The organism is Micromonospora parva, assembly GCF_040649675.1.
Lineage (GTDB): Bacteria > Actinomycetota > Actinomycetes > Mycobacteriales > Micromonosporaceae > Micromonospora > Micromonospora parva.
In genome coordinates this window covers 354,993-377,862 of sequence record NZ_JBEZFX010000006.1, presented here as the reverse complement: position 1 = coordinate 377,862, position 22,870 = coordinate 354,993, and the positions used below count along the sequence as shown (strand labels likewise).

General features: G+C 69.4%; 22 protein-coding genes. 15 read left to right on the top strand and 7 right to left on the bottom strand.

The genetic code is table 11. The annotated features are described in order from the left end of the window. Window positions 1-36 precede the first annotated feature (36 nt). From AB0C03_RS17840 to AB0C03_RS17830, 3 genes are all read right to left on the bottom strand, one after another. Window positions 37-2,307: a TOMM precursor leader peptide-binding protein gene (locus AB0C03_RS17840; RefSeq protein ID WP_210866586.1), complete on the bottom strand. Its 2,271-nt coding sequence runs from the start codon at window positions 2,305-2,307 to the stop codon at window positions 37-39. A gap of 146 nt (window positions 2,308-2,453) precedes the next feature. After that, window positions 2,454-3,479 (bottom strand): hypothetical protein, encoded by a 1,026-nt coding sequence (locus AB0C03_RS17835; protein WP_210866587.1) that lies wholly within the window; start codon window positions 3,477-3,479, stop codon window positions 2,454-2,456. Window positions 3,480-3,630: 151 nt separating this feature from the next. After that, entirely contained in the window at window positions 3,631-6,510 is a 2,880-nt protein-coding gene (locus AB0C03_RS17830; protein WP_357637845.1) for a helix-turn-helix transcriptional regulator, read from the bottom strand. Between the two features lie 743 nt (window positions 6,511-7,253). On the opposite strand from AB0C03_RS17830, the gene AB0C03_RS17825 reads away from it, so the two are divergent. From AB0C03_RS17825 to AB0C03_RS17805, 5 genes are all read left to right on the top strand, one after another. Beyond that, window positions 7,254-8,558, top strand: coding sequence for a hypothetical protein (locus AB0C03_RS17825; RefSeq protein WP_357637842.1), 1,305 nt, complete (start codon window positions 7,254-7,256; stop codon window positions 8,556-8,558). A 286-nt stretch (window positions 8,559-8,844) separates the two neighbouring features. Further along, the gene (locus tag AB0C03_RS17820) at window positions 8,845-9,441 is read left to right on the top strand and encodes a sulfite oxidase-like oxidoreductase (RefSeq protein WP_210857681.1); all 597 of its coding nucleotides are present in this window, start codon (window positions 8,845-8,847) and stop codon (window positions 9,439-9,441) included. Beyond that, on the top strand, window positions 9,411-10,151 hold the full coding sequence (locus AB0C03_RS17815) for a ferredoxin reductase (protein WP_357637838.1): 741 nt from the start codon (window positions 9,411-9,413) through the stop codon (window positions 10,149-10,151). Before AB0C03_RS17820 ends, AB0C03_RS17815 begins: the two co-directional genes overlap by 31 nt. A 2-nt stretch (window positions 10,152-10,153) precedes the next feature. Beyond that, entirely contained in the window at window positions 10,154-10,447 is a 294-nt protein-coding gene (locus AB0C03_RS17810; protein WP_357637836.1) for a DUF6510 family protein, read from the top strand. A gap of 46 nt (window positions 10,448-10,493) precedes the next feature. Beyond that, entirely contained in the window at window positions 10,494-10,901 is a 408-nt protein-coding gene (locus tag AB0C03_RS17805) for a GNAT family N-acetyltransferase (RefSeq protein WP_357637833.1), read from the top strand. 49 nt (window positions 10,902-10,950) lie between these two features. Here AB0C03_RS17805 and AB0C03_RS17800 read toward each other — a convergent pair whose 3' ends face one another. After that, complete coding sequence (locus AB0C03_RS17800; protein WP_357637975.1) at window positions 10,951-11,868, bottom strand: NADP-dependent oxidoreductase; 918 nt, start codon at window positions 11,866-11,868, stop codon at window positions 10,951-10,953. Between the two features lie 444 nt (window positions 11,869-12,312). On the opposite strand from AB0C03_RS17800, the gene msrB reads away from it, so the two are divergent. The 9 genes from msrB (at window position 12,313) to AB0C03_RS17755 (ending at window position 18,895) form a co-directional block, all read left to right on the top strand. Further along, entirely contained in the window at window positions 12,313-12,804 is a 492-nt protein-coding gene (gene msrB / locus AB0C03_RS17795; protein ID WP_030328373.1) for a peptide-methionine (R)-S-oxide reductase MsrB, read from the top strand. Then, on the top strand, window positions 12,801-13,307 hold the full coding sequence (gene msrA, locus AB0C03_RS17790) for a peptide-methionine (S)-S-oxide reductase MsrA (protein ID WP_030328375.1): 507 nt from the start codon (window positions 12,801-12,803) through the stop codon (window positions 13,305-13,307). The genes msrB and msrA overlap by 4 nt, the downstream gene beginning before the upstream one ends. A gap of 283 nt (window positions 13,308-13,590) precedes the next feature. Continuing rightward, window positions 13,591-14,247 carry a TetR/AcrR family transcriptional regulator gene (locus tag AB0C03_RS17785; protein ID WP_030328377.1) on the top strand — a complete coding sequence of 219 codons (657 nt, stop codon included), beginning with the start codon at window positions 13,591-13,593 and terminating at the stop codon, window positions 14,245-14,247. Window positions 14,248-14,719: 472 nt separating this feature from the next. After that, window positions 14,720-15,148, top strand: a complete 429-nt coding sequence (locus tag AB0C03_RS17780; protein WP_081883679.1) for an OsmC family protein — start codon at window positions 14,720-14,722, stop codon at window positions 15,146-15,148. A gap of 101 nt (window positions 15,149-15,249) precedes the next feature. Continuing rightward, window positions 15,250-15,519, top strand: a complete 270-nt coding sequence (locus AB0C03_RS17775; RefSeq protein WP_030328383.1) for a DsbA family protein — start codon at window positions 15,250-15,252, stop codon at window positions 15,517-15,519. 127 nt (window positions 15,520-15,646) lie between these two features. Beyond that, on the top strand, window positions 15,647-16,075 hold the full coding sequence (locus AB0C03_RS17770; protein WP_051708180.1) for a carboxymuconolactone decarboxylase family protein: 429 nt from the start codon (window positions 15,647-15,649) through the stop codon (window positions 16,073-16,075). A 78-nt stretch (window positions 16,076-16,153) separates the two neighbouring features. Further along, window positions 16,154-16,585 carry an NUDIX domain-containing protein gene (locus AB0C03_RS17765; RefSeq protein WP_036410734.1) on the top strand — a complete coding sequence of 144 codons (432 nt, stop codon included), beginning with the start codon at window positions 16,154-16,156 and terminating at the stop codon, window positions 16,583-16,585. A gap of 134 nt (window positions 16,586-16,719) precedes the next feature. Continuing rightward, the gene (locus AB0C03_RS17760; RefSeq protein WP_030328386.1) at window positions 16,720-18,012 is read left to right on the top strand and encodes a serpin family protein; all 1,293 of its coding nucleotides are present in this window, start codon (window positions 16,720-16,722) and stop codon (window positions 18,010-18,012) included. 88 nt (window positions 18,013-18,100) lie between these two features. Beyond that, window positions 18,101-18,895: a hypothetical protein gene (locus tag AB0C03_RS17755; RefSeq protein ID WP_357637826.1), complete on the top strand. Its 795-nt coding sequence runs from the start codon at window positions 18,101-18,103 to the stop codon at window positions 18,893-18,895. On the opposite strand, the gene AB0C03_RS17750 is transcribed toward AB0C03_RS17755, so the two are convergent. From AB0C03_RS17750 to AB0C03_RS17740, 3 genes are all read right to left on the bottom strand, one after another. Next, on the bottom strand, window positions 18,810-19,694 hold the full coding sequence (locus AB0C03_RS17750; protein WP_307857779.1) for an alpha/beta fold hydrolase: 885 nt from the start codon (window positions 19,692-19,694) through the stop codon (window positions 18,810-18,812). The two genes, AB0C03_RS17755 and AB0C03_RS17750, sit on opposite strands and share 86 nt — an antisense overlap. A 19-nt stretch (window positions 19,695-19,713) precedes the next feature. Further along, window positions 19,714-20,283: a DJ-1/PfpI family protein gene (locus AB0C03_RS17745; RefSeq protein ID WP_210857678.1), complete on the bottom strand. Its 570-nt coding sequence runs from the start codon at window positions 20,281-20,283 to the stop codon at window positions 19,714-19,716. A 96-nt stretch (window positions 20,284-20,379) separates the two neighbouring features. After that, on the bottom strand, window positions 20,380-21,123 hold the full coding sequence (locus AB0C03_RS17740; protein ID WP_030328395.1) for a GntR family transcriptional regulator: 744 nt from the start codon (window positions 21,121-21,123) through the stop codon (window positions 20,380-20,382). Window positions 21,124-21,479: 356 nt separating this feature from the next. On the opposite strand from AB0C03_RS17740, the gene AB0C03_RS17735 reads away from it, so the two are divergent. Next, window positions 21,480-22,838, top strand: coding sequence for an extracellular solute-binding protein (locus tag AB0C03_RS17735; RefSeq protein WP_245233510.1), 1,359 nt, complete (start codon window positions 21,480-21,482; stop codon window positions 22,836-22,838). Window positions 22,839-22,870 lie beyond the last annotated feature (32 nt).

Here is a 22,870-nt window from a genome sequence, read left to right as displayed (position 1 = left end):
TCCTTCCCGCGGTCCCGGTGGGCCCGGGATCACCGGCTAGAAGAAGACGTTCAGCGGATTGGCCGACGTCTCGTCGACGGCCAGTGGGCTCCGGGCAAGGTGGGCCGGCACGTCCCACAGCCGGCCGGGACCGAGTCGACGCCAGAAGTGCCGCAGGCCCGGAACGACGACTTTCACCACCGCCAGATCGACGTCCGGTCGGGACTGGTCGACGACGATCACCTCCAGGCCGGCCTGCTCGGCCCGGCGTACGCACCACCGCACGTCGTCCCCGACGTCGCCGGTGGTCAGCGGCGGGTGGTCCGCCGCGGTGCGCGGCGGCCGGCTGGGATCCGGGGCCAGCCACTGCTGCTCGGCCACCCGTACGGTGCCGAACCAGCGCGCGGTGTCCGGGTCGTCGACGCCGTACCGGTTGCGCCCGGGGCCGGCGACGGCGGGCAGGAACTGGTTCACCTCGGTCAGCGCCCGGGTCAGCGCGACCCGCGCGTCCAGGTGCGCGCCGAAGCCGACCAGGACGTCCTCCGGCCCCCGGTCGACGCGACGGGACACCGCCGCGAACGTGGGTACGCCCAGGTCGGCGGTCAGGTCGAGGGCCCACAGTTCGCGGCCGAGGGCGGTGGCGTGATGGTCGACGCAGGCGGCCGTCCACGGGTCGGCGAACGAGGTCAGGTCCACCCCGGGCATCCGGGAGCGGTGGTACCACCACAGGGCCACGCTGTCTCGCTCCACGAGTTCGCAGAAGCCCTGCAGGATCGCGTCGGACAGGTTGCCGCCGGCCGCGCAGCCGTTCGAGTCGGCCGAGCACACCCCCAGCCCGGTCAGCTCCGGATGCCCGTACCAGCAGTGCGCTGCGGGCAGCTCGCGCGGTGTCTGACGGGTCAGCGACCAACCCGTGGTCCAGTCCAGCTCCACCTCGTCGGGCAGCGGGCGGGGAACACGGTGCAGGTGCCCCAGGTCGCGGTTGAGCCGCTCCCGGTCGGCGTACTGGCGTTCCGAGAACAGCAGCAGCTCCCGCAGGTGCACCGCGCGTTCCGGGCCGAGCTGCCGGTAGGTCGCCCGGTGTACGGGCCGGTCGCCGCGCCACACCCCGCAGTAGCGCTCCACCGCCTCCCCGAGCGCGCTCATCCGGGCCTGCAGGTCGGTCCGGCCCTTGCCGCCGCTCTGCCCGCGCAGGTTGCGGCGCAACGCGGCGAGCTGGCGGGGCTGGGCGAAGTTGTGCCCGGCCGAGTAGGTGTGGGTGACGCCGTTGTCGGTCGCCTCCAGCGGGGTCAGCCGGCTGACCACGCCCAGGTACCGGCTGACGTGGTGGACGAGCGCGGCGTACGCCTCGGCGGGTTGCCCGGTGCGGGAGTCGACGGTCCGGCTGGGCTGGGCGCCGCTCGGTGGCAGGTCGATCCGCGCATCGGCCTTGCGGACGAGGTCCGGGTCGCCGCAGGCGGGGCACTGCGGCTGGCGTACCAGTTGGTGGCTCTCCGTGCTCAGGTCCCGGGTGTCCAGGGCGACCATCCGGCCGGTGAGGCGGGGCGACGCGCCCCGGACGGCGAGCACCGCGAGTTCGGCGGCGAGCAGCCCGGCCGCCATGGTGGCCAGACCGGGCAGTACCGCACGGCCGGGCTGCGGCAGCGGACCGGCCAGGTCCTGCCCGTCGAGGAAGGCGTTCACCTGCTCGTTCTCCTGCCAGCGTTGCCGCAGGCAGGCCCAGCAGCCGGTGCGGCCCGGCACGAGGTGCGGGCCGAGGAAGACGACGTTGCCGTGTGGCCGGGCCAGGGTCCACGCGCGACCGGCGGCGAGGTGCCGGTCGTTGATCAGCGCCAGCCGCGGGTCGAGCATCGACGACGGCAGCACCAACACCTGGTCGGTGGCCGCGCCGGGGTCCGGCGCGTCCGGCCCGACGACCGTCGGGGCGAGCCCGAGGGCGCGCAGGGCGTCGGCGGTCTCGGCCACCCGGGGCGCGCCCAGGTCCACGATGGTGACCGCTCCCCCGGCCATCCACCGTCGTGCGGCGTCGGGCGGGACACCCCGGGCGTCCCAGCCTGCGGCCTCGGCCGGCGTGGTGTGCGTCGGACCGGACACCAGCAGGCCGTGGTCGCGCAGCCGGGCGAGGGCCGCGGCGACGGCGGCGACCGGGTGCCGGGTGGCCAACCGGGCCACCACGTCGGCCAGCGGCGCGGCACCGTCGAGCTGGTCCGCCAGGTCCGCGGCGACCGGGTCGTCGATGAGCAGGCTGCGGGTCTCCCCCAGCACCACCAGCGGGCCGTCGGGCAGCCGCACCGGCACGTAGTCCGTTCGGAAGCGCGGACGCCACATCTGGGTTCCTCCCGGGCCTGGTGACCGGACCGAGCGGGGCCCGCTCTGATCACGGCTGCTGCCATCGTCGCGGTCCGGCGCGCCCCGATCCGAGCGATGCCACCGGTTTCTGCCGTCGCCGGTGCCGTGGCAGCGGGGCGGCGGGGTCAGCCGGCGGTGACTGTCAACGCGGTGTCGTTGAGCCCCAGCACCGAGGTGCCGACGGTCTGCGCCGGCACGAGCAGCGCGAAGGTCTCCACCCGGGAGACCCGGATCGACTTTCCGCTGACCGCCGTGCGATGACCGGTGGCGATCAGGTCCGGGCTCTGCGGCTCCAGTCGGACGGTCGCCGGGCCGCCCGGCGCCGGACGCAGCGTGTCGGTGGCGTGGATCGTCAGAAAGGTGAGCGTGCCGGTCGGCACGGCGACCGCGCAGTCGGACCACTCGGCCCGGTCCATCGTCCGTCGCACCGCCCCGCCGACACCGGCGAGCTGCTGCCCGTACACCTCCCAACCGCCGGCGAACTGGCCGTCGAGCAGCGGACTCGACGCGACGAGGGAACGGTTGCCCGTCGTGGACCCGATGCTGCGGGCGAACACCTCGGCGGCGAGGGCCCGGCGACTGGTCTCGTCCAGGGCGGCGCCGCCCGCGGTGGCCGGTCGGCCGTCAAGGCTGCGGGCCACCACCAGCGAGGGTTGGGTGACCTGAACGTTGTGGCTGAGCTTCCACTGGCCATCGGCACCGCGCACGAACTGGCTCACATCGGTGGGAGCCAGCTCCGATCCGGTCAGCCGCAGCGTGGCGGTGGCGAGGAAACAGGACGGTTCGCCGGGTGGCACCGCGAAGGCCGGGTTGATGTGCTGAAAGGACGGTTGCGGACGCTGGTTGTACTCGGCCCGCCGCACCGCGGCGATGCTGAGGTCCAGCGAGGGCGACACCTCCTGGGTCCGCAGCGCCTCGACGTCACCGGCCACCGAGGCGGCCGAGTCTGCCTGGTCGAAGGCGGTGAGCACCAGCGCGGCCCGGTCCCGACCGAACGCGGCCGAGCCGTGGGGCGCCGGGGTGGCCGCGTCCACCGGCTCGCCACCACAGCCGGTCAGCACCAGCAGCGCCACCGTGGCGGCGGCGAACGGGATCGCCGGCACCGGCGCGGCGAGGGTACGCGGGTTCCTGACGGACCTTCTGCGCAGCATCTCGTCCTCCATCCACCACCGGCGCACGGGAATCGCACCGGATGCAGTCGAGTATGTGAGCGGCTGTCGGGCTACGACGGCGGCGGCGCTGCCTCGTGCTGCCCGGCCTGTCGACGTTGCACGAAACGACGTCATCCGGCCCGGGTCGTGGTCACCGATCGGTGTCATCGAGCCGAGCGACCCAGGCGACCAGAGCCGATCGGGAGGCGACGCCCGCCTTGCGGTAGATGCGGGTCAGGTGCGCCTCCACCGTGCGGGGGCTGATGTTCAGCTGCCGACCGATCAGTCGGCTGGTGGCCCCGGTCGCCGCCAGCCGGGCGATGTGCCACTCCCGGTCGGTCAGGGCGGCGACCTCGCGCGGACCGACCGGACGGGCCAGTCGCAGGCCGACTCGTTCCGTTGCGCACCACCCGGCCAGTTCCAACGCCCGGCGGCGGGCCCGCGCCGCCAGGCCGGTCTGGTCGGCGGCTTCCGCCGCCCGGGCCAGGGAGGCCAGCGCAAGGCTGCGCCGCAGCACCATGCCGCCGGTACGGAACAGGTCGGCAGCGGTCTGCAGGTGCGGCAGCGCCGCCCGGAACTCGCCGCGGGCGAGCAGCACCTCGCCGTACGCCGACTCGGCGAAGCCCCGCTGCCCACGCAGACCCACCTGGTCCGCCTCGGTCATTGCCAGCCGCGCCTGCCGCTCGGCGTCGGCCATCTCGCCGGCGGCGAGCGCGGCGGCGCACAGCAGTTCGTACCACCGGGGCCGCAGGGACGTCTGGAGCCGGCTGAGTCGGCTGTCGCCGCCGGCCGAGAGCACCAGCTCGGCACAGGTCGCCGGATCTCCCGACAGCAGCGCCGCGGTCGCCAACGCCGTCGCGGCGGTACGACCACACCAGGTGCTGAGGTCGGTGGCGATGCCGACGGCGCTGCGGGCCAGCGCCACCGCCCGGTCGTCGTCCCGAAGCCCACCCCGCCACGCCGTCGCCTCGGCCTCGAACGCCAGGGCGAAGCTCAGCAGGTGGTGACTGCCGATGCGCCGGGCAACGATGCCGGCCTCGGTGGCCAGTGCGATGGCGGTGGTCAGCTGCCCGCCGTGGTAGGCCACCTGGCTACGTCCGAGCAGCAGCTGGCACAGCCCGTCGTCGCGGTGCGAGGCGCGGACGAGCGTCAGCCCGCGGTCGAGGTGTCGTGCGGCATCGGCCTGCCGTTCGAGGTACAGCTCGCTCAGACCGAGCGCGGTGAAGCAGTCGGGGTGGTCGCGCATGTCCCGGTCCGGCAGCGCGTCGACGATCCGGGCACCGGCATCGAGCAGGCCCCGGGCGTCGTCGAGCGCGCCGTCGTGGGCGGCGGCCAGGCTGCTGACGGCCAGCAGGCTGGCCCGGTCCGCTCCGGAGCCACCGAGGTCTCCACTGAGCATGTCGGGCAGCCCGGTCACGGGGTGCCCGGCCAGGATGCCGGCGACGCCGATCTCGGTGGCGAGTCGGTAACCGCCGGCGGGTCCGGCACCCGCTGGCAGGGCGGCCAGTTCCCGCCGACTGATGGCCGACGCCTCCGCGTAGTTGCCGAGCAGACGTTCCACCCGCGCCCAGAGAGCCACCGCCCGCGCCCGCCGCCCGTCCGCGTCGACGGGGAACAGCGGCACGATCTCCTGGAGCAGGGCCCTGCTCTCGGCCAGATCGCCCGCCTCCCCGGTGATCTGGGCCAGCGCGAGCGACACGTCCTGGCGACGTTGGGTGAGCCCGGCCGTCGGCCGTAACGCACACAGCGCCAGCCGCAGCCAGCGGATGGCCAGGTCCGGCGTCTCGCGCCGGACCTCCTGCGCGGCCCGGCAGAGCACGGTGACGCAGCGGTCGACCCAGCCACCGTTCGGCAGGGAGAGCAGGCGTTCCGCGTAGCGGGCCCGGTCCGTTGGTGGCGCGCCCAGTTCGACGAGCGCGGTGAGCGCGCGCACACACGCCTTCACCTGCCACGCCGGGTCGGTGTCCTGAGCGACCGCCATCCGCAGCACCGGGTGTCGGAAGGCGAACCGTCCCGTTCCGGGTACGCGGCGGATCAGGTCCAGCCGGGCCAACCGCCAGCTGGCCTCGACCGCCACTGGCGGCGGGACCTGCGCGACCTCGGCGAGCAGGTCCGTGGTGAAGGGCGCGTCGACGATCGCCCCGGCCCGCAGGCAGGTCAGCTCGACGGGGGGCAGGTCCACCCACTCGCGGCGCAGCACGGCCACCGCCGCGTCGGCCAGCCGGGCGCCCTGTGCTTCCCGGATTGGGTCCGCGCTGGTCGAGGTGGGGCCGCTGGGCAGCACCGCGAGGTAACCGGGGTTGCCACCGCTCAGGTCGTACCGGGCGCGCAGCTCCACCTGGTCGACGTGGGGGTGCAGGAGCCCGACCTCAGCGACGCTGAGCGGGTGCAGTTCGATCCGATCGTGTGACGTCGGTTCCGCGTCGGCGTGCTCGGCGGGAACCGGTGGCCCGAAAGGCATCGGCGTCGCCATCTGCCGCGGTCGGTAGACCAGGACGAGCAGCAGCGGGGCGGGCACCGGGTATCGCAGCAGGTGGGCGATCAGACCGGTGGAGGAGGCATCCGCCCAGTGCAGGTCGTCGAGGACCAGCACGAGACCGTCCCGGGCGGCCAGACCGATCAGCCGGCGGGCCAGCTGGTACGTCCGGAACCGCCGGGCGTCCGACGCCCGCGCCGGCGCGGCCGGCACCGCCGCGACCGACTCCGCCCAGGTCGCCTCGGTGGGCTGCCCGGCACGCACCTCGTGGCGAAGTGACTGCCCCTCGGTGAAGGCGTGTCGGAACACATGGAACGGAACTCCTCGTTCGTCCGGCGAACAGGTCCCGACGGCCCAGGGGATGGTGGGCCCGCACCGCTGCAGAGCCTCGTGGACGAACCGGGTCTTGCCGATGCCCGGCTCTCCGACCACCTCGCACACCAATTGCCACCGTCGGCTCAGCACAGTCGCCTGGGCTCTCCCGATACGCTCCAACTGTGGTCGCCGCCCAACGAAGCGCGGGCTCAATGATGCGCTTTCCAGCCCAGGTGTCATCACGCAGACCAGACGCCTTCCGGCACACTCAAGGGGAATTGATCGCACTATACCGAAGCACCGCCGAATGTCGAAACATACCGATGCCAGCCACTCCCATTCCAACAGTTGGCGTCGCGGTGCAGGTTCTTTCCGACATCACCTCACAAGCCGCAGAAAAGGACCGGTGGCCAGAAGCGCGGAACAATATCCCGGAAACCCCTACATCGCCCGCGACCTGCCGGTCTCGGGCTACGACCGTCAACGACCCGCGACGGCTGCCGGACTGCGCTGTGACCATCCGGGCACCTGGTCAATCCCGCGTACGGCCACGTCTAATCTGATATCACCACGATCATGGCCGGCTATGGTGAATCACCCTAAGCGGTCATATTCCTGCCTTCGCCTTCACCCTGATGCCCGTCCCACTTGGTGAACCATCGGCGCGGGTTCCCACTGCGGACAAATGGCCGCAATGCCGCGCCCAGAATTGGCCGGCTGTCGTCGGCGTTCAACATGCGATCCGCAACATGCAGACGCGGCACGAACGGAGGGAAAGTCGCAGGCGATCCCGCCCGCGAAAAACGCACCGCGCACCTCTTCACTGCGCCACCTTCACCGCCGCTGAACGAACTGGCCACCGGACGGGACGGCGGTACGACATCCTCCGATCCCGAGATCATCGAGACGAGCGGACCATGGTGGGGCCGACGACGCCGGCGGTAGCGTGAGGCCAATCCGTGCCACGCCTCAAGGAGCCGACGGTGGACAACGCCATCCAACTGATCAGCGACGGCGATGGCCTGGCGGTCATCGGGCATCCGGCGGCTGTCGATCGTTTCCTCACCGCGGAGCGACTGCCGTCGAAAGACCTCGGGCTGCAGCGACTCAGCTCCACCCTCCGTACCGGATCGACCATCGCCAAGGGCGGCGCCGAGATCGCCGACCATTCCGGCCGCTGGGTCCGGTTGACCGCGGAGTCCGCCGAGGCGATGAAGAAGTACAACCTCATGACGGGCTCGGAGAGCGGTGTCAGCCGGGCCGTACTGACCGACCACGGCAAGATCACCGGTCTGCTCGAAGTGGTTCGGACCCCCAGCGCGATGCTGACCAACCCGGCGATCCTGACCGGCGCCGCCGGACTCATGGCGCAGCTCGCGATGCAACAGACCATGGAGGAGATCACCGACTATCTCGCCGTGATCGACGCGAAGGTCGACGCCGTGCTGCGCGCGCAGACCGACGCCGTGGTGGCGGACATGATCGGGGTGGAGTTCGTCATCGACGAAGCCCTGACCATCCGCGAGCAGGTGGGCCGGGTCTCCGAGGTCACCTGGTCGAAGGTGCAGGCCACGCCGGTGTCGCTGGCCCGGACCCAGGTGTACGCGTTGCGGCAGCTCGACGCCATCGCCGAGAAGCTGGAGACCCAGACCAAGGTTGGCGACCTGGCCAAGGCGGCCAAGGAGGCCGAGAGCAAGGTTCAGGAGTGGCTCGCCGTTTTGGCCCGCTGCTTCCAACTCCAGGACGCGGTCGCCGTGCTCGAACTCGACCGGGTGCTGGACACGTCCCCGGGAGAGCTGGAGGAGCATCGCGTCGCCATCCGGGCCGCCCGCCGCAACCGCCTCGACCTCATCTCGCGCAGCACCTCGCGCCTGTTGTCCCGGATGGACGCTGCCGCCGGCACCGCCAACGCGAAGGTGCTGCTGAACCCGAGCACATCCCGTGCCGTGGTGCACTCGACCAACCACGTGGCGACCACCGTCGTCGACTTTCACGGGCGGCTCGGCCTCGAACGCGACCGACGGTCGTGGGATGCCAGGCGGTGGCTGGACGCCGCCGTGGAAGTGCGTGACAAGGTCCTCGAAACGGGGACCGAGGTACGCGACAAGGTCCTCGACACCGGAACCGGGGTGGGAGAGAAGGTTCTGGAGACCGGGGCGGAGGGTGTGGGCGTCGCCAGCCGGTTCGGTGTGGCGGCCTTCGGCCGGGCCAGGTCGATGATGGGCAGGGCCTCCGGCGAGATCGCCGAGCGGGCGCAGCGCCAGTTGGGCAGCAGAGAGGAATCCTGATCGGCGGGCGTTGTCGTCCCTGGTGCGAGCATTCCGCGCACCCCCGCCGCCGCTTGACTTCTTCTGCCGACCGGCCGCGAGCACATGGACGATCTGGTCCATCAAGTCGCCAGTGCGGCGAGGCCCGTCGGACCACCTGGCGCCGCCGTGTCGGACGGCAATCGCTGCTGGGCGCACTCGCCGACGGTGAGCAACGTTTGCCGCCAGCCAGCAATCGGCTTACCATGGACGAGATGGTCCAGTTACTGATGTCGCGATCATGCGGCCGCTGCTCTGGGAGGGGCGCATGGCAGTGATTTCACGCGGTTTCGGTGGCCGCCGACGCGACGACACCGATCTTCCGCCCGGCCAGTACCGCACTGACGACTTTCCGGTGCTGTCGGCGGGGCCCACACCCCGCATCGGGCTCGACACGTGGGAGCTCGCCGTCATCACCGAGATTGGCGAGCGGAGCACGTGGTCATGGGCGGAGTTCACCGCCCTTCCCGCCGACGAGACAACCGTCGACATCCACTGCGTCACGCACTGGTCGAAGCTCGGCACGCGCTGGCGGGGCGTCTCGGTGGACACGTTGCTGGCCGATGTCGAATCCTCGGCCGAGTACGTCGTCGCCCACTCCTACGGCGGCTACACCACGAACATTCCGCTTGAGGACCTTCTCGACGGCCAGGCCTGGGTGGCGTACGAGTTCGACGGCGAGCCGCTGGCTGCGGTGCACGGCGGTCCGGCCCGCCTCCTCGTTCCGCACCTGTACTTCTGGAAGAGCGCGAAGTGGCTGCGCGCCCTGGAACTACGTCACGACGATGAGCCTGGGTTCTGGGAGACGGCCGGCTACCACAACTACGGTGACCCGTGGCGCGAGCAACGCTACCTGGCGGACTGACCTGGCGGCCGGCGACCGTCGCGGGCGCCAGGGCGGAGACCGCGACGGCGCGGACGGTGGTCCTCGACGTCGACGGCTGGGTGGGTCACGTGCCGGGCCAGCACGTCGACGTCCGGTTGACGGCTCCCGACGGTTACACGGCGCAGCGCAGCTACTCGATCTCATCCGCCCCGCTGGCCGACCGGTTTGAGGTGACAGTTCAGACGGTGGCCGACGGTGAGGTCTCGCCGTACCTCGTCGATGTCGCGGAACCGGGTGACCAGCTCGAGATCCGTGGGCCGCTCGGCGGCTGGTTCGTGCGCCGACCCACCGATCCGCGCCCGGCGTTGTTGATCGGCGGCGGATCCGGCGTGGCGCCGCTGATGTCGATGGTGCGGGCGGCGACGGCTCCGACCAGGCTGCTCTACTCGACCCGGTCCCCGTCGGACGCGCTGTTCACGGCTGATCTCGCGAGTGCAGAAGCCGCAGGAGGCGGTCTTGTCGCCGTCACCCACGTGTACACCCGGGTGGCGCCCGCCGGCTGGCCGGCCCCACCTCGACGACTGGACGCGGACACCCTGGCCCGCGTCGCGTGGCCCCACGACGCCGACGCCGTCGCGTTCGTCTGCGGGCCCACCGGATTCGTCGAGACCGTGGCCGACCTTCTCGTCACCATCGGCCACAACCCGGCGACCATCCGCACCGAACGCTTCGGACCCACCAAAGGATGATCATGTCGACCACCACCGTCGGAGCAGACGACCCACACTGGGTGGACGGTAACGCCCTCGCCGGCCCGCTCGGCGAGATCATGGGGGCCGACCTCACCGTTGCCGACCTCACCTGCGCCGGCTGCCTGATGACCCGTCCGCTGGCCGCGATGCGCGTCTTCGACCGGGCGCCCGGCCTGGTGGCCCGCTGCCCCGGCTGCGGGGACGTCGTCATGCGCCTGGTACGCACGACCGCGCGGGCCCTGGTAGACCTGCGTGGATCGCTCGTGGTCAGCCTCCCGCTGCCGCGGGTCTGAGCACGAGATTCGAACAATCGCGACGAAGCGGGATTCAGGAGACATTGTGGCGAACAACGCCGAAGACATGATCGCGTTGACCAGCGCCGAGCAGGACTCGGGCGACTCGACCCTGCCGCCCGCCGGCCCGGCTGACGCGGAGGACTTCGTCATCACCAACAACAGCGCGGACGGCATCTACGAGGCCACGGTAGGGGGCCGGACAGCGGCAGGGCTCGTCTACAGCACGGCCGGGGACCGCGTCATCCTGTCGGCGACATCCGTGTTCCCCGAGTTCCGGGGGAAGGGAGTGGCGAGCAGGCTTCTCGGCGGCGTCCTCGACGAGCTGCGCGGGCAGGGAAAGACCGCTGCCGTGACGTGTCCGTTCGCGGCAGCGTTCGTTGATGCTCATCCCGAGTACGCCGACGTGCTGGACCAGACATTCCGGTCACACCCCGGCCAGCGAGGGCATTGAGCACCCGTCGGCACGCCTGAACGCGCCCCGACCGCTGTCCCCCGAGTCCTTACGAGCGAACGCGGATGATCGTCTTGCCGGTGGCCCGTTCGGTCGGGTTGAGGGCGGCGACGGCGTCGTCGAGGTCCGCGACCTTGCCGATGTTCGTCAGCAGTCGCCCGTCCCGTACCCGCTGGACGATTTCACCCAGTTGGGCGCGATCAGACGTCACGACGAAGTCGATCGTCAGGGCGTCCGCGGGTCGCACATCGGGCGGCCCGACGACGGACACCAGGCTTCCGCCGGCGCGAATCAGGCCTGCCGACCGCTTTCCGATGTCACCGCCGATGACGTCGAAAACCAGATCGATTCCACCGACGTCTTCCAGGACGTCGTTCTCGAGGTCGACGAACTCCTGCGCGCCGAAGTCGAGCGCCCGCTGCCGGTCGGCGGCGCGCCCGGTACCGATGACGTAGGCGCCGAACTCATGGGCGAGCTGCGTCACCATCGAACCGACAGCGCCGGCCGCGCCGTGCACGAGGACGCTCTGCCCCGCCCGGAGGCGGCCGTGCTCGAAGAGTCCCTGCCAGGCGGTCAGGCCAGAGATCGGCAGGCTCGCGCCCACCGTGAAGTCGACGTCGCCGGGCAGCGGTGCGAGGTTGCGCGCCTCGACCGCCACGTACTCCGCCAGGGTGCCGTCTCGGCTCCAGTCAGTGAGGCCGAAGACCCGCTGCCCCACTGACAGCCCCGTCGTGCCGTACCCGAGTGCGCTGACCACTCCGGCCAGTTCGTGCCCGGGTACCGACGGCGTTCGGTCCCGACCGAGGCGATCGGTCCAGGTCGAGGGCCACGTCAGCTCGGTCGGCACAAATCCCGACGCGTGAACCTGGACAACGACGTCGTTGATGGCAGGTTCCGGCGCAGGCCGGTCCACCAACGTCATTCCGGCCGTTCCGGCGGCCTCGTCGGTCACCACGATCGCCTTCATCAGATACCTCCTGGATTCCGCCCTCGCCGCACTGCCACGAGAAGCACTGTTCGTTCCCAACACCGGCGGCGCCACGCCTCGGCGCCGTGCCACACCACGCCGACCGGTAGCGACCGGAGTGCGATGGGGTGTCGGCGGGAACGCCTGTCGACCTCGATGCCGACGGGCGAGTCGGCCAGCTCGTCGGCCGTCCCGAACCTAGCCATGGCAAAAGTGGTCTGTCAAGTCCAGTATGCGACCGTCCAGTCATCGCCGCAGCCGCAGTAATTGCAGTTCAGGACCGTTATAACGAGACCTCTTCGGGCGAGGAGGGAATTCTGCTTGGACTTTGGCGTCCAAGTGTGACGACGGCTGCGGGAATACGGCCGGCCCGGAGATTGTCTGTACCTGCGAGTCCAGGTGCGCTCCGCCTGGCTCCGCAGCTGAGGCCACGAAGGGAGAGCTGTGCACCAGCAGACCCAGTACCACAGGAACCCGGAGGCCGTTTCGCGGCTCAACCCGGAGCAGTACCGGGTAACCCAGCAGGACGGCACCGAGCGACCGTTCGCCAACGCCTACTGGGACAACCATGAGCCCGGCATCTACGTCGACGTCGTGTCCGGCGAGCCGCTGTTCGCGTCTGTCGACAAGTACGACAGCAACTCCGGCTGGCCGAGCTTCACCAGGCCGATCGCCAGGACGAACGTCGTGGAGCGCCAAGACTCGAGCCACGGAATGATCCGGACCGAGGCCCGCTCGTTGCACGGAAACAGCCACCTCGGCCACGTCTTCACTGACGGTCCCCCCGAGGAGGGCGGACTGCGTTACTGCATCAACTCGGCGTCGCTGCGGTTCATCCACCGCGACGACCTGGAAAACGCTGGGTACGGCGAGTACCGCACCCTGTTCACGAGTGACACCAACACGGGCACGACATCAGCCAAGGAGACGATGTGAACACCGAGAAGGCAATCCTCGCCGGCGGCTGCTTCTGGGGCATGGAGGAGTTGTTCCGCCGCCAGCCCGGCGTCGTGTCGACGCGCGTCGGGTACAGCGGCGGCGACGTCCCGAACGCCACCTACCGCAACCACGGCACCCACGCGGAGTCCATCGAGGTCGTCTACGACACCGACAAGACCGACTTCCGGGCGCTGCTCGAGTTCTTCTTCCAGATCCACGACCCGTCGACGAAGAACCGCCAGGGTAACGACATCGGCCTCAGTTACCGCTCGGCGATCTTCTACACCAGCGACGAGCAGAAGCGGGTCGCCGAGGACACGATCGCCGATGTCGACGCCTCGGGCCTGTGGCCCGGCAAGGTCGTCACCGAGGTCACCGCGGCAGGAGACTTCTGGGAGGCCGAGCCGGAGCACCAGAACTACCTGCAGACGTACCCCAACGGATACACCTGCCACTTCCCCCGCCCGGGATGGAAGCTGCCGAAGCGGGCGACTGCCTGACACCCCCGGCGCGCGGACCCAGGGTCCGCGCGCCGGTCCGTACCCATCCGGGTCTCTCACCTCGGCTCTCGCCGGAGTGCGGCGCCCGAGGCGTCGCGGTACAACACCGGAAACCCCATTTTCAATAGGACCAAATAGTCCATAAGAGCCGCCTCTAAAGATGTCTGGCGGTGCGGAAACACGGTCATTGGGGCGACGCATTGGGTGAATGGGACGTGACACGAGATGGACTCAACCGTCCCATTCGCACGAGATCATCTGGCGCGCTGGATACACTTGACAGATGAGCGACGAGCAGGTGGCTGCGCCGACGAATAGGCGGAGGATCAGTCAACGGGGCATCGCGACCCGCGAGCGGATCCTCGACGCAGCGAACCGGCTGATGCTCGTGCGCGGAGTGAACGCGACGACCCTCGACGACATCCGCGAGGCAAGCCAGACGAGCAAGTCCCAGCTCTACCACCACTTCGCCGACAAGCAGGAACTCGTGCGCGCCTTGGTCAAGTATCGAGGCGCGCTCGTGCTTCAGCGCGAGCGCGCGGGGCTCGAACGACTGAGATCGTTCTCCGGGCTGGTTCGGTGGCGCAACGCGCTGGTCCAGGCCAACTCACTCAACAACGGCAAATACGGGTGCGGCCTCGGGTCGATGGCCCTTGAGCTGTCCGATCAAGATGAGCAGGCTCGATCGTCGCTGTCGGAGACGTTCGCGGCATGGGAAAAGTTGATCAGTGATGGTCTGCACCGGATGCGGGACAGTGGTCTCCTGCGCCCGGACGCCGACCCGGAGAAATTGGCCACGGGGTTGATGGGCGCACTACAAGGCGGCTACCTGCTGGCGAACGCCGCGCACGACGTCGCCCCGATGGAAGTCGCACTGGACATGGCGCTGGACCACATCAAATCGCTCCTCGTGCAGCCGTCCGGTGAACCGACCCGTTAATTGGCCCCATTGGTGGTGATGAGGCTGCTCGCGGTGGGTGCGAGCAGCCGGAGGTCGATGAGGGCGTCATCGTGAGAGCGAGGCGCCCCAGCTCGCGCAACCGCCGCCGGCATGATTGATTCCGCCGTCGATCGACGCTGACTCCCGCCCGGCGGGCATCCAGTTGCAGCCGCCACACCAAAGGGACCTGTAGGTCCAATTAAAGCCTTGGCATCGCTCAAGCCAGCTCGGGACATGATGTCGCGTGCCACCAGTTGACCCAGCTTGGGCTGCCAGCTGTCGAGATTCACCCGCCGAAGGCGGCTCTGAGCTGACTAGTCGATTGGACTATCTAGTCCGCGAAGGCTAACCTCCGGACGTACCGGCCCCGGGCTGACACGCCTGGCCACGGCCCCGCTCCGACTGCGGCGCGGCTGCTGCCGGCTCGGTATCCCTGGACCTTCACCACCGGATGTAGAGGAAGGCACGGCTGATGGAAACCACCCATGATCATGTCGTCGCATCGGCCCGCGTTGTCCTTCCGGCCACCGAGCGCCGACGCACCGACATGACCACCCGCGGCTTCACCCTCGTCGCCGACGAACCGCACAACGGCGCGATCGGTGACGGCCCCACCCCGACCGAGTACCTGTTGATGGCGCTCGCCTCGTGCACCGCCCAGACGCTGCGGCAGTACGTCGACTACAAGTACGACACCGCCGGCGATATCACCGTCGAGATCAACTACCACGAACCCGAGCAGGAAGGCGCGGAGCGCTACCTGCAGCGCACCATCACGCTCAGCGAGGACCCTGACCCCGACGACCTGGCGGTGATGCACGAGATCGCCGAGAGGTCCCCGGTGACCCTGCTGATCCAGTTCGCGTGGAGCGTGCGGACCGAGTTCGTCGGACCGCGCTGAGCACACTGCCGGCGACGGCTACGGCCGCGGGAGCCCTCTCTCGTGGATGTCGCAGGGGAGTGCTCCAGCTATCCGTGCTGGCTCGGTCAGCACGTCGAAAGGTGACGGGTGACCGAGACCAGCACCAGCCGAACGCTCCGGAAGCGGCACCTGAGGTCACCGCTGCGGGCATTCCTGCGAATCTGACCAGCCAGGCCCACGCCGGGCGGATCGACAGTGACATCGACTCCGCCGACAGCAGCGGCGTGTCCGGCACCCCGACGTTCTTCATCAACGGCCGCCGCCACTACGGCGCCTACGACATCACGGCCTTGACCGAGGCCGCTCCGCAAACCCCAGAAGCAGAGGTACGACCCGGAGCAGGCGGTTAATACCTCGGGTCCCGCCGCACCGATATGGACATCCCCGGCACTGGTGTTGTCGTTGGGACGTGGAGGAGGTCACCGCGTGGATACCGGTTTTCAGAACGTACGGCTGAACGCCACAAACGAACACCTCATGGCGCTGGCGAATGCCGGGGCCGCAGCGTTCGGCCACACCGCCACCCTGCGGGTGGACCGGGCCCTGGCCCAGCTTCTGCGGTTACGCGTCGCGCAGCTCAACAATTGCAGCTACTGCCTGCTGGTGCACCACGCCGCCGCCCGTACCGCCGACATCCCGTCCGCCAAGGTCGAAACCCTCACCGCGTGGTGGGAGACGCACCTGTTCACCGAAGAGGAGCAGGCCGCGCTGGCCTACGCCGAGGCGTTGACCCGGGCCGCCGACGCCACCGTCAACACCCGGCTCCAGGAGGCGCACGACAGGATGGCCGCACACTTCACCGAGGACGAGATCCTGGAGATCGTGGGCGTTGTCATCAACATGAACGTCTGGACGCGACTCAAGCTCGCCGAGGGTGCCGTGCCCAGCACGGCGACTCCCGGATGAGGCGACGTCATCTGCGGCCAGCCGCCCACGGTGTCGAGCCGGGACGGGCTTGTCCCATCCCCGTGCTCTAATCCCGTCATGCATGTCGTCGTCTGCGGCGCGCTCGTCACCAACGGCGCGGTCCTGCTGGTCCATCGCAGCCCGGCCCGCCGGGCGTACCCGGATCTGTGGGACCTGCCCGGAGGGCACGTCGACGCCGGCGAGTCGGAGCTCCAGGCCCTCGCGCGTGAGATGCACGAGGAGCTCGGGGTGCACATCGTGGCGCGGTCCTCGTCACGGTTGGGCGACCTGCGTGCCGGCAGCGGCGAGGACGCCGTCAACGTGGGCGTCTGGCACATCGCTGACTGGGTCGGCTCCCCCACCAACCGGGCACCCGAGGAGCATGACGACATCGCCTGGGCCACGCTCAGCCAGATGGCCGAGCTTCCGCTCGTGTTCGACGCCCTGCCGGCATTGCTTCGATCGCTGCCGGAGGTCGGCCTGCTGGCCCGCCACGACGAAGACGGTTAGCGTCCGGCGGGCTCCGATTCACCACCACGCCCCGGGCACCACAACCGGCGCACTCCACGATAGACATCGCCGAACTTCGATTAATTCGGCTCTGTGTCTGGTGGGTTTCCGTAGGACTGCTCTACCGTCGACACATGGTCTCGCGTCGATCTGTTCTGCGGGCGGTGCCGCTTGCCGCCGCTGCCCTCACCGCCGCCCCAGGTCACTCCCGTTGGCTCGGCTCGTCGTCGACCTCGACGGATGCGGCCCGCGTACCACCGGACCCGGCCACGATGCAGGCCGCCGCCACCGCGGTTCGTGGCTTCACGGCCGACCTCTACCGCACACTGGCCTCGACTGAGGCAGGCGGAAATGTGGTGTGCGCACCGTACTCGGTCGGGCTCGCGCTCGCGATGACCCGGGCGGGCGCCCGCTCGACGACGGCCGACGAGATGGACGCCGTGCTCCACGCGCCGCACCCGCGTCCCAGCGCGCTCGACAGCGGGCTCAACACCGTCGATCAGACGCTCGCCGAGCGCTACCAGAACGGGGACGGAACCAAGCAGCCTCGGCTGACCACTGCCAACGCGTTGTGGACACGACGCGACCTGTGCCTGCGGCCCGGGTTCCGGGACACTCTGGCCGGCTACTACGGCGCCGCGCCGCATCCGGTCGACTTCGGCGGCAACCCGGAGGGAGCCCGCCAGGAGATCAACACCTGGGTGTCCGATCGGACCAACGCGAAGATTCCGGAGCTGTTGCAGCCCGACGGCGTCAGCCCCGACACCCGCCTGATCCTCACCAACGCGATCTACCTCATGGCGGCGTGGAAGTACCCGTTCACCCCCACCGCCACGGCGCTGGGGCCGTTCACCCGGGATGACGGCAGCGTCGTCGACGTCTCCATCATGCGCGGGCCGTTCGACCGGATGGGCTACCTCGAGGGCGACGGTTGGCGCGCGGTCGACGTGCCGTACGCGGGCGACGGGCTTGCCATGGCCATCGTCATGCCGACCCGGGGCGACCTCGCCGCGGTCGAGGCGAACCTCGACGCCACCTGGCTGGGCGCGTTGCTGACCGGGTTCCAGGTCACCGACGTCCAACTACGCCTGCCCCGATGGAGGTTCCGTCTGCCAGCCGAGCTGGGAGCCGCGCTGGGCAGCCTCGGCATGCCCACGGCATTCACCGCACAGGCCGACTTCACCGGCATGAGCACTGACCCGTCCCTGTGCATCGACGACGTGGTGCACGAGACGTTCATCGCGGTGGACGAGAAGGGCACCGAAGCCGCGGCCGCGACGGCCGTCGTCGTCCGGCCGCCGTCGATTCCGCAAGGGCCGCAGTTCTTTGTGGACCGACCATTCCTGTACGTCATCCACGACCGCCTCACCGGCGTACCGCTGTTCCTCGGCCGGGTCCACGACCCCTTGGTCACCAGCCGAGCCTGAGCGAAAGGCGGAATTGGCGTCTCCCTGCCCAAAGGCGGCCTTCCACAACGTGAGCGCAGGGCGAATCGGCTGGCGCAGGCAGAGCAGAATGGACGGCATGGGAGAAGCACAAGATCGAGCAGTCGCTATCGTCCAACGTGCCGCCGGAAACACAGTGGCACCTGCGGTTGCAGCTCTCCTGACGGTGGCAGCGGCGGTGCTCAACAGACCAGAACTCGGCGTCGCAGCCGTTCCCGCCAGCGCACTTGCGGGCTCCGTCGTGGAGGAGTCGGTGTCGTTGGTTTACCGTCTCTGGGCTGCGGAAGGTGCACAGCGCTTTAGCGAGGCCGTTGAGTCGGAGAGCGGATCAACTGTCGATGACCTCGCTGCGGGAGAGCAATCCGATCGTAAGACCCGGCAGTTGCTGGGCGAGGCCGTCGGGGCCTCAACCACCACAGCCGACGAGTGGAAGATCAGGGTGCTCGCTCGGACCTTTGTCGTGGGCGCAAAAGACAAGTCCAGAGCTGACGAGATGCGCATGCTGATTGCACTCTTGGAGGATTTTGAAGGGGTCGACGCGCGATGCTTGTCAGTGATAAACAAGGCACCTGAGCAGTTCCGCGTAGAAGATATCGCCAAGCGAGACAGAGGCATCGCCCATGTTGCGCCGATCCTCGTCCAGAAGTTGGCAAAGTTGACCTTCATCGAAGCGGCCCCACGTAGTCAACAACACCTGTCCGGCGAGGAGAGAGATGAGTTGCGGGACGCGCAACAGACGATGGGCGAGCCTGAACCACGGTTGCCGACGAACTACCGGCTTACGGACTTGGGACAGACGGTCGCTCATCTCCTTGGCCGTATAGGTGCGCTCCCTCGTCAGCACCCTGCCGAGAGCGCTGACTGAGGAAGCACGACAACAGTTGCCTGAACTCCTGCGGGTGTTCGATCGCCGGCACGTGCCCGCATCGGCCGAACACGTGCAGACGGACGTCGGTCAGGTGTTCGAGCAGGGGCCGGGTTGCCGTTTCGAGCGGAGTGATGCGGTCCTCGGCGCCGTGCACGAGCAGCACGGGCGCGCTGATCGCTGCCAGCGTTCGCGCCGAGAGGGTGAGGTCGTCGACCCATCGTGCCCGGGGTGGAGGGAACAACGACGCGAAGGCCGCCTCCCCCGCTCGCATCGCGGCCGCCCGGGCGTCGACTGCCGATTCGGTCACGAGCGCCTGGTCGAGCACGAGGCGACTCAGCATGTCTCGTGCCCCGAGCTTGCCGGCGGGGGCGGCCCAGATCGCGTCGAGCCCGGCGGACAGGGGCGCGCCGGGGGCGCCCATCGTCGCGACCGCCACGACCCGGGTGACCTGTCGGGGGCGTGCGGCCGCCAACGCCAGCGCCACGGCACCGCCCATGGAGTGACCCACCACGGCGTAGTGCTCGATACCGAGAGCGTCCATCAGGCCCGCGGCCTGCTCCGTCCACAGCCGAAGCCCGCCCGTGGAGCCCGCCGGGACGGGCGTACGGCCGAACCCCGCCTGGTCAGGAGCCACGACGTGCCAGGACGTGCCGAGCGCCTGCGCCGTCGCTGCCCAGGCGCCGGACCCGGTCGTGCCGGGTCCGGAGCCGTGCAGCATCAGCACCGCGGGTCCGGTGCCGCTTTCCAGGACGTGGACCGGGGAGCCGTCGACCGTGACGGTCCGAAGTGCCGTCACGGGCACAGGCCAGCTGTGCTCATGCGGATGCGGGGTTGACGGACTTCGAGAAGACCTCCATCATCGCCCGGCCGAACTGGGGCATGTCGGGCCAGCCCCGGCAGGAGACGAGGTTGCCGTCCACGACGTCGGGAGCGTCGATGACGGTCGCGCCGGCGTTCTCCATGTCACCGGTGATGGGCGGGAAGCAGGCCGTCTTGCGGCCCTTCAGCAGCCCGTACACCGCTGGCACCTGCGCTCCGTGGCACACCAGCGCGATGGGGAGGTTGCGGGCGAAGAAGTGCTCGGTGATGCGCCTGACGTCGGCGTCGACCCGGATCCATTCGGGGGCGCGGCCGCCGGGGATGATGAGGGCGTCGTAGCGCTCGACGTCCACGTCGGCCCAGGGCACGTCGACCGGCAGCTTCCGGCCGTTCTTCTCCACGTAGGCGTCGGAGTTGGGGTCGAACTCGTGGATGACCAGTTGCACGTCACGCATCGTCCGTGACGAGACGTCCACGTCCCAGCCGCCCTCCTGCACGCGGTAGTAGGGATACATGGTGTCGAGTTCCTCGGCGGCGTCGCCGGTCAGCAGCAGCGCTCTGGGCACCTGCTTCTCCTCGCGTCTGGGGGCGGGTGAGGTGGTGGATCCGATCGAATCCAATCCGATCTGATTGCGCTAGCATTCCCCGGCCCGGCCCGCCCGTCAAGCGTCTGCCGCCATCCCGTCCGCGTCCCTGACGCCGTCGAACAGTCGCCGGAAACGCTCGCCGGAGCGCAGGATGTGCCGACGCATCGCGTACGCGGCGGCGTCCGGGTCACGCGCGGCGATCGCGGTTACCACGTCCTCGTGCTCGGCCATCGCCAGGTGCGTGACCTGGGTGTCGTGGTGGAGCCGGAAGAGGTGCACGTGGCTGTGCAGGCGAGCGAGCGCTTCACGGATGACCTGGTTCTCCGCGCTCAGGGCGACGAGATCGTGGAAGGCGGCGTCGCGTAGCCCGAAGGCGCCGTACGCCGTGGGCCCGTTGCCCCCTTCCAGCTCCGCCATCTCCTCCAGCATTCGTCGCAGACCGGCCACCTGCTCCGAGGTCGCGCGTTCGGCGGATCTGCGCGCCGCCGCCGGTTCGAGGAGCAGGCGGACCTCGAGCATGTCCTCGAATCGCTGGCGGGTGATGTGCGGAGGGATGCGGTAGCCGGCATGGGGCACCCGCACGACCAGGCCCTCGGCCTCCATGCGGTTCAGCGCGTCCCGGATCGGCGTCTGCGACACCCCCAGCTCTCGCGCCAGGACGTCGATCGTGACGCGGGAGCCGGCCTCGATCCGTAGCGACATCAGCTGTCCGAGCAGCGTGTCGTACACCTCGTCGGCAAGCCGGCCGCCGGATCTTCCCGGCGGCGTTCCGCCCGCGACGGCCCTACGGCCCCGCGCGATCATCGCTTCGTCGTCCATCGTGACGTGAGGTCCTTTCTTGCGCCTTCGGGAACCTGTTGACATCAGTCACAACGCTGCGACATGCTGACGCCCCACACCGGATCGTATAGGAAAAGCGCTGGATGATCTTCATTCTGCGCCATCGCGGAACCGCCCGCCATCGCACCTGTGACGCCAGCCCGCGGGTCGGCACCCCGCGACAGCCCGGCGGCGACACGCCTGAGCAACCCCGCAACTGCACGGCGAAGCACATAGCGAGGCCTTAGAAGTCCCCACCCCAGAAAGCAGGCCCGAAGATGCGATATCAGAAGCGAACAGGACGATTGTCCGTTCCCGCCCGGAAGGTGCAGCTGGCGACGGCAGCCATGCTGCTGATGGCCACGACCGTGGCGGCGTGCGGCGGCGACAGCAAGGACGACGGCGCGAAGGCGAGCGCCCCGAAGGCGCCGGCGGCCATCCCGGAGCTCACCAAGGACCCGCTGACCCTCAGCTTCATCTGGTTCGACTGGCCCCCCGCCCAGGCACTGGAAGCCTTCGCGAACGCGGAGTACAAGAAAGAGCGGCCGAACGCCACCATCAAGGTCAACACCGTGCCGAACGCCAACTGGCACGACGCGATGTTCACCCAGTTCGCCGCGCGCAAGACCGACTTCGACATCGCGATCCTGGACTCGCAACACATCGGCGAGGCCGTGACGAACGGCAACATCCTCGACCTCACCGACTTCGTCAAAGAGAACATCGACGTCAACGCCTACAACCCCTACCTCCTGGCGGCGTACGGTCAGTTCCCCCAGGCGGAGACCGGCAAACGCGACGAGAACGCCAGCCTGTACGGGCTGCCGCTGCTCGGCGACACCTGGACGATGATCTACCGCAAGGACCTGATCGGCGACAAGCCACCGCAGACCTGGGACGAGATGATCTCAGCCGCCGAGAAGTGCCAGGCGGACAACCCCGGTGTCAGCGGGCTGGCCTTCCACCAGGCCAACGGCTCCGACGCCGCGGCCGTCACCTACAACACCGTCAACGGCGTCTACGGCGGCAACCTCTGGGACCCCAAGACGCGCAAGATCGACGGTGTCCTCAACGACGCCGCCGGCCAGGAGGCGATGGACGTCCTGGTCAACAAGATGAAGCCGCTGACCGCGAAGGGCTCCGGCAACTGGTTCATCGACGAGGTGAACGCGGCTGTCGCTCAGGGCAAGGCCTGCATCGCGTTCAACTGGATCGCCGCGAGCGGCGGCCTGCTCGACCCGAAGCAGTCGACGCTCGGCACCAGCCGGGAGCAGATTCTCGACAAGCTGGGCTTCGCCACCCTGCCGAGCCAGAAGACGAACCTGGTCCCGCTCGGCGGTATGGGGATGCACATCTCGGCCTACTCCTCGAAGGCGAACCAGGCGGAAGCCCTCAACTTCATGAAGTGGTTCGAGCAGGCTGACGTCCAGAAGAAGTGGGCCGCGGCCGGTGGCGTGCCAGCGCGTACGGACGCCCTGGCGTCGCCGGAGTTCCTCAACGCCGGGCCGTTCAACAAGGTGTACGCCGACTCGGTACCGCGGATGCGGGACATGTGGAACGTGCCCGAGTACGCGCGCCTCGTCGACATCGAGAACACCAACGTGAACGCGGCGCTCAACGGCGCGAAGAAGCCGAAGGACGCGCTCGACGACATCGCCAAGGAGCAGCAGAACGTGCTCGACTCCAGCAACCGCAAGGGCGGCGGCGGACTGTGAAAGACCCCGCACCGCTGACCACCGACCACCCC

Bases quoted from the DNA above. Each gene is read 5' to 3' on its own strand.
- AB0C03_RS17785 (WP_030328377.1), top strand. From the start codon at position 13,591: ATGAGCGACGAGCAGGTGGCTGCGCCGACGAATAGGCGGAGGATCAGT.
- AB0C03_RS17840 (WP_210866586.1), bottom strand. From the start codon at position 2,307: ATGTGGCGTCCGCGCTTCCGAACGGACTACGTGCCGGTGCGGCTGCCC.
- AB0C03_RS17770 (WP_051708180.1), top strand. From the start codon at position 15,647: ATGGCGCTGGCGAATGCCGGGGCCGCAGCGTTCGGCCACACCGCCACC.
- AB0C03_RS17735 (WP_245233510.1), top strand. From the start codon at position 21,480: ATGGCCACGACCGTGGCGGCGTGCGGCGGCGACAGCAAGGACGACGGC.
- AB0C03_RS17820 (WP_210857681.1), top strand. From the start codon at position 8,845: ATGGCAGTGATTTCACGCGGTTTCGGTGGCCGCCGACGCGACGACACC.
- AB0C03_RS17810 (WP_357637836.1), top strand. From the start codon at position 10,154: ATGTCGACCACCACCGTCGGAGCAGACGACCCACACTGGGTGGACGGT.
- AB0C03_RS17780 (WP_081883679.1), top strand. From the start codon at position 14,720: ATGGAAACCACCCATGATCATGTCGTCGCATCGGCCCGCGTTGTCCTT.
- AB0C03_RS17755 (WP_357637826.1), top strand. From the start codon at position 18,101: ATGGACGGCATGGGAGAAGCACAAGATCGAGCAGTCGCTATCGTCCAA.
- AB0C03_RS17740 (WP_030328395.1), bottom strand. From the start codon at position 21,123: ATGGACGACGAAGCGATGATCGCGCGGGGCCGTAGGGCCGTCGCGGGC.
- AB0C03_RS17830 (WP_357637845.1), bottom strand. From the start codon at position 6,510: ATGACACCTGGGCTGGAAAGCGCATCATTGAGCCCGCGCTTCGTTGGG.
- AB0C03_RS17765 (WP_036410734.1), top strand. From the start codon at position 16,154: ATGCATGTCGTCGTCTGCGGCGCGCTCGTCACCAACGGCGCGGTCCTG.
- AB0C03_RS17835 (WP_210866587.1), bottom strand. From the start codon at position 3,479: ATGCTGCGCAGAAGGTCCGTCAGGAACCCGCGTACCCTCGCCGCGCCG.
- AB0C03_RS17800 (WP_357637975.1), bottom strand. From the start codon at position 11,868: ATGAAGGCGATCGTGGTGACCGACGAGGCCGCCGGAACGGCCGGAATG.
- AB0C03_RS17760 (WP_030328386.1), top strand. From the start codon at position 16,720: ATGGTCTCGCGTCGATCTGTTCTGCGGGCGGTGCCGCTTGCCGCCGCT.